Source organism: Methanocalculus sp. (assembly GCF_029762515.1).
Lineage (GTDB): Archaea > Halobacteriota > Methanomicrobia > Methanomicrobiales > Methanocorpusculaceae > Methanocalculus.
In genome coordinates this window covers 1-5,446 of the sequence record NZ_JARVGN010000126.1, presented here as the reverse complement: position 1 = coordinate 5,446, position 5,446 = coordinate 1, and the positions used below count along the sequence as shown (strand labels likewise).

The 5,446-nt window shown below is 45.0% G+C and carries 5 protein-coding genes; 1 reads left to right on the top strand and 4 read right to left on the bottom strand.

Annotated elements, in window-relative coordinates:
• Nucleotides 1–199: 199 nt before the first annotated feature.
• Nucleotides 200–589 carry a hypothetical protein gene (locus QCH34_RS05870; protein ID WP_300331595.1) on the top strand — a complete coding sequence of 130 codons (390 nt, stop codon included), beginning with the start codon at nt 200–202 and terminating at the stop codon, nt 587–589.
• Nucleotides 590–832: 243 nt separating this feature from the next.
• On the opposite strand, the gene QCH34_RS05865 is transcribed toward QCH34_RS05870, so the two are convergent.
• The 4 genes from QCH34_RS05865 to QCH34_RS05850 all read right to left on the bottom strand — a co-directional run bounded on the left by QCH34_RS05865 (nt 833) and on the right by QCH34_RS05850 (nt 5,273).
• Nucleotides 833–2,188 carry a DUF262 domain-containing protein gene (locus QCH34_RS05865; RefSeq protein ID WP_300331592.1) on the bottom strand — a complete coding sequence of 452 codons (1,356 nt, stop codon included), beginning with the start codon at nt 2,186–2,188 and terminating at the stop codon, nt 833–835.
• Between the two features lie 15 nt (nt 2,189–2,203).
• Nucleotides 2,204–4,600, bottom strand: a complete 2,397-nt coding sequence (locus QCH34_RS05860; protein ID WP_300331589.1) for an AAA family ATPase — start codon at nt 4,598–4,600, stop codon at nt 2,204–2,206.
• On the bottom strand, nt 4,551–4,823 hold the full coding sequence (locus QCH34_RS05855; RefSeq protein WP_300331586.1) for a hypothetical protein: 273 nt from the start codon (nt 4,821–4,823) through the stop codon (nt 4,551–4,553). The genes QCH34_RS05860 and QCH34_RS05855 overlap by 50 nt, the downstream gene beginning before the upstream one ends.
• A 276-nt stretch (nt 4,824–5,099) precedes the next feature.
• Complete coding sequence (locus QCH34_RS05850) at nt 5,100–5,273, bottom strand: hypothetical protein (RefSeq protein WP_300331583.1); 174 nt, start codon at nt 5,271–5,273, stop codon at nt 5,100–5,102.
• Nucleotides 5,274–5,446: the final 173 nt, after the last annotated feature.

Below are 5,446 nucleotides of genomic sequence, written 5' to 3'. Positions count from 1 at the left end.
CCTACGGCAGCCTCACCTCGATCCGCCTGAGCCCGTCGCACTTCCTGATCCGCTCAAAGAAGAGCGCTGTCCTCATCGGAATCACCTGCTTCGCCAATGCGTACACCGCCCCCTGATGACAGATCCAGGCATGGATGCGATGCGATGGGAAAGAGGGTAGGAATCGCCGCCAAGCGCTCTGCCGGAAACCATATAGGAGATGAGGATCTCTCCCATCGTCTACGTCGCTGCAGATGCGTTCGACCATGACCCGAACCAGCTCGTCACGAAGCTCCGCCAGGGACATGAAGCATATACATGGGAATGTGTCAGCCGCCTCGAACGGCTAGAAGACAGAACCGTACTCACCTTCCCCACCCGGCGAACCCCCGACGCCAAGATCTATCGCAGCCTGGACGGGCACATCGACAATCCCGATGACATCGAGGTTTTCCTCGGCGCTCACGACGTCGCCGGGAATGTTGACGGGACGATCCTCTGGACCAAGGATTTCTCCCAAATCGTAACCAACAGGCAGGTTATTCTTGCAGAGACCAGTCTTGACAATGTCATATTTCTGGGCGCTATCTCCCCAAGCCCAGCTGCATAGGCATCGGAGGTTTCAGGTGCGCGGGATGTATTTCATCCCCTCCATTCACTGCATTCATGTTTTCCCTCACCCCTCCCACCTCGCAAGCAACTTCTTCCCCAACCTCACCCCGGCCTTCGAAAACCGGACATCGAGATAGGCGTCCGACTCGAGCATACCGTTCTTCTTCAGATCAGCCGATACCGGAAAAGTGATTTTTTCATTTACCCCATGGTGGAACATTCCAAAATTTCTCTTTTTTATTCAATCATTTCGTGACCTTGCCATATTGCAATACCTGTGCGTCAGACGGGCATTTTCTGGAATTGTTTTTCCTCCCGTCCAGTACTGCTCGATATGATCCACTGCTGCGTCATCGATATGCTGGATTCTCTGTCCACAGATAGCACATGTCGGATTCTCTTTGTAGAGCTGTTCTTTGAGGTTCAGAGAAAAACAGCGAGGCTGTTTATGATATTTCGACAGAATATCCTCGACCGTCCTTCGCATGATATCAAAGCGTTTTTTCACTCTCTCCTGTTCGCTCGTCCCAATGAGGATTGCCTCAATGAACTCCGAATCTGATATCATCAGATCGATGATTCCCTCGCGAAGGGCATCCAATGCCTGATAAACTTGGTTTTTATCTTTATCACAAAAAATTCCAAGATATACGTCATAAAGCGAAGCATTGAACCTTTTTTGCTCCCATTTGCCATTTGGGTCGTCTGCTGTTCCGGGATAGAATCTCTTAAATGCATTTCCCCCAAACAGCGAATTTATTATTGAAACAGCCTTCTTAAAGGCTTCTTTGAGTTCTTTTGCCTCTTTTTCGGATATATATCGATATTTTTCCATATCCCGGTTGAAAAATTGTTTCATCGAAGGCTTATACCTCAGATATGTTTCATGGTAAAATGCAGCAAAACGAAGAACAAATTCAACATCTTTCATCCTTTTTTGTGGCCCTTCTAATCCCATTAACTTCAAAAATTCAGAATCTGCAGCTAATTCCTTTAATAATTTGAGATATGGACCCCTATATACACAATTGCGGATCTCCATATCATTCAGAGGAACTGAACCGGTATTGAGGCGTTCAAATATCTCAAATTTTAAATCGGCGTCGCTTCCTTTAAGAATTGTAATCGTACGGACAGTAAAATCCTGAATTTTATCCTGCGTCTCTTCATCGAGATCTGAAAATGTCTTACGGTTGAGCTCTGGGAAAGCCGTCATACCGGACAACTTAAACGTCTTTCCATCTGGGAAATCACCATCTAAATACGAAAAGAATGCAGTCAATCTTTGCTGGCCATCAATTACTGATTGTTGACCATTTGATTCCTCAGCAAAATACAAAGTGGGAAGAGGGATTGCCATGAGGGCTGATTCGATCAATTTGCTTGCTTTCTTATTATCCCAGACATATTGTCGCTGAAAATCCGGTTGAAGAATGAGTTTTCCACGTTTCCATTTATCGTAGAGCGATTTTATTTCCGGGTCGCTTGGTTTCGTCAGAATTCTCCGATCATCTTCCTCAAGCGTTAATTGGATGTCGTCTTCATCTTCCCCTTCTGTCAAAAAATCATTATCTAGTGAATTTTCATTCTCAATCATAATGCATCAACTACCTCAATTTTTCTTATATTTCAGATGTTGTCCTCTGCAGGCCCATACGCCATCCAAATCACTGATGCGTTTGATAAATTGACCGCAAGACTCACAATAAACCAGTTTTCGCAACTCAATAACTGCATTGCAAAAATTTTGCGCTTCCGGATTGGTTAAACCCAAAGCCCATTCATTCCAATGTGCTCCAATCCAATTTCGAACTTGGCGCGTTGCTTCAATCTGGTTCAAACAGTCTTCAGAAACTTCATTAAATCCTTTGAATCTCAGAGCTGTATTATAGAAAGAGGTCCACAGGGGATCTATAGTATAATTGCCAGTCTTGCTGTAAGTTACCTTCATCTGAAGGTTGTGGCAAAGATCCTGAAGCATCGCTTCGAGCAATCTTCCCGCCTTGATCGCTTTATCACTTGGAGTAGCCGTACGGCAGCGATCTGAAGTGAGCCATTCGTAATCGTTCAGGTGATCACCAAATATTGGACCCTCCTTGATATTCCAGTCCGAAATTTTATATTGTACAAATTTTTTACCGTTCATATGCCTTCTTGAGGCAAATTTCAGGTTTTCAAACCAGACCGGGTCATGCGTTGTGATTAAAATCTGATGGTCATTGAATTTTTCAAAGATCATCTGAGCAGTTGCAAGACGGTGGTTGCCGTCGACACTATGGAGCACGTCATCGAGAACGAGGAGAGCGACATCTGGACATTGTTGAAATTGGAAACGCCTTATTGCAAGGAAAATACACAAACCGAGTGAATCCACATGTCCTTCGCTATAATGACCACGTGGATCCCCGGAGATACCATAAAATTCACTTTTCAGTTCTAAACCGGCGTTAGTCCGTTGCCTCACATTTATTTCCAATGAGCCGATGGATTCTCCTGGGTGAACATATTGATACAATTCATCAGCAGTATCGGAGATTGCCTCCATGAAGATTTGGACGGCGTTTTTCCGGGCTTGTGTTGCCAGAGCACAAAGTTGATCCGTTTGTGTCTGACAATATTCATTTGACTCAATTACTTTCAGCGCATAACGGATATTATCGAGATGAACAGGAATGGTTTGAAGGTACCCACTTAGCTGAAATAATTCTTTATACCTTTCCATATCCGGTGATGGTGTGCAGGTTTCGTCAATTTCCTGGTGCATTGAACTAATAATCAATGAATCATCTTGTTTTTTAAGAACAGCAAGATAAGGTTGAATTTTACCGCTGTCCAGAACAGAAAAGTTTAAACTCCCAATTTTTTTGATTGTTTTCCTGAATTCTTCAAATTGTGCTGAATATGCTGATGTAACTCCATTTTCAAGATATTCATGCACTTCATCAAGAAATGATATATAGAACCGAATTTTTTCTATGAGATCTGTGTGAATTGGTGTACGATCGGCCTTTAATTGAATGATTGTTGAATGTTCTTCTAATCGTTGATTAACGTACGATTGAACTTCATTAAAGGAAATCGAACTTCCGCACAGCGGGCAGCTCTCTAATTTATCTTCTTGAATCCATTGAAGACCGCTCTTGAGTACTTCTTCATAAAAATGACCTACCAATTTTTTCGATTCTTCGTCAATATTCTGTGATATCTCGTCATAGGAAGATATTAAATCAATTATTTCTTGATATATCGGTGCTTTTCTCAGCAATTCACCAAATTGTAGTAATCTCTGCCATTTTTCCATATCGGAGAATGCTGCGAGATGCTGTTTTACTGTTGATAATACAACCTCAATCTCTTCGTAAGAGGTAATTTCCAAAAGGCCTAAAGAGCGTATTTTTTCATTTAATTTACCAATGCAGCTCGATTCATCAATTGGTATTTCCTGCTCGATCCCAAGTAATTCACGAATTTCTGTTTCGTCAGCTAATACAGATTCAGCAGCCGTTTCAGCTTGCTCCCTGAGATGCTTGTTCAGATCAATCAGCTTCTGCTCAAATTCTCTGAATTGGGCAACATTGAGTATCGTCTCCACGGCCTTCCAGCGATCTGCAGGTTTCGCGTCGATAAAATCAAGCAACGTCCGTCGGCGAAGAATAAAACCGCCTTCACGAGATGCCTGAAGAAATTGCTTTAGTGGGCGGGGGCAGGATGATGGTGAAGATTCGAGGGTAATGGTACGGATTAGATTTCCGTCGGAGATCTCCAGTTCAATTTCAGGGGCGGCCTCTGCAAAAATATGACCCCCTTGCAGCCGCCACGAAAGCCCCTGTGTTCGAATATCAAGTGAACTGCAATTTCCAGTGAGCACTTTTTCCAAGGCATCGACGTAAGAGCTCTTGCCCGTACCGTTATCACCGCAGATCAGCACACCACCGGTACCAAAACGGATATCTGGTCCATTAACTATCCCGCGGCAATTTTTTACGCTCAGCCTCTTGAGTTGCTGCATCAACGGCCTCCTCGATCATTTTTTCGAGCGATGATATATCATCAGGCACGCCCAGGTCGAGCATGCGAAGCATTTCCTCTTTCCATTCTGGTGCAAGAGACTGATCTGACTGGATTAAGCGGATAAATTCCTTCACCGCAAGTGTGTTGATGTCGCTGAGGTCGTCACGCGTGTAAGGGGATTCGCCATCGGGTGGCGGTACTGGGGGAGATTCGTCGGTCATGGCACTTCCTCCTGTAGCCAGCTCCCACACTTCGGCCACTTCTCTTCCAGGTACCCCCGGTACTCATCATTATGCCACTCTATGAGATTTCTTGCACAATAGGGAGCTGTATCGCGATATTGAACAGGATTATACTGCTGATTCCATAAAACAGTGGCAGAATTTCGTGAATTATTCATCCTAGTGTTTTGATTAAACCTGCCCCAATAAGTCGCTTTTCAATTGACTTTTGGAATAATACCTAATAAATAAACACCAATTTTTTTGAAATCAATCTCACCCCTCCCACCTCGCCAGCAACTTCTTCCCCAGCCTGACCCCTGCCTTCGAAAACAGGACATCGAGATAGGCTTCCGGCTCCAAAAGATCGATCTCCGTCAGGGCGGCCAGGGCCCGATCGATCGCTCCAGAACCAGTATCACCATCAGACCGCGAGAGCCGGGCTACCACATCCTCGGCAGAGGCGTCGAGCAGCCGGATAGAATGGGCATCGATGTGGCCGGTGGTCAGGGGGCTTCGCCGCCCGGTGGGCTTCGACCTTCTTACGTATAGCATCATACGCTTTCTCGAGCGATCCGGCCGTCACCTGCACCCCCTCGAGGTTGGTAGCTCGGGCTACCCAG